The 278-nt window shown below is 60.1% G+C and carries 2 pseudogenes; both read right to left on the reverse strand.

Going from position 1 to position 278, the window contains the following annotated elements:
• Nucleotides 1–78, reverse strand: a pseudogene (locus tag ACPYOM_RS22370) (RNA-binding protein); the annotation flags it as partial.
• A gap of 1 nt (nt 79) precedes the next feature.
• Nucleotides 80–278 (reverse strand): annotated as a pseudogene (locus tag ACPYOM_RS22375) (30S ribosomal protein S16); the annotation flags it as partial.

Raw genomic sequence — 278 nt, forward strand, 5'->3', positions numbered from 1 at the left:
GTTCTTGGCACTGACCTTGACATCCTCAGGGCTGTCAACGATCCCACGGACCAAGTGCTCGAGCGCTTCTGCCAGCAACTTACTCAGCCTCGGTGGTCTCTGCTTCAGCCTCGGCCGGAGCCTCGGCAGCGTCGTCCTTCTTGGCCTTCTTGGTGATGGCTTCCGGGATGATGACGGAACCCTTCTCCGGAGCTACGAAAGCTTCCTTGGGAGCTTTCGTCTTCAGGGTGCCTTCCTGGCCCGGGAGGCCCTTGAACTTCTGCCAGTCACCGGTGATC

Source organism: Monashia sp. HAY1-2A (assembly GCF_056755315.1).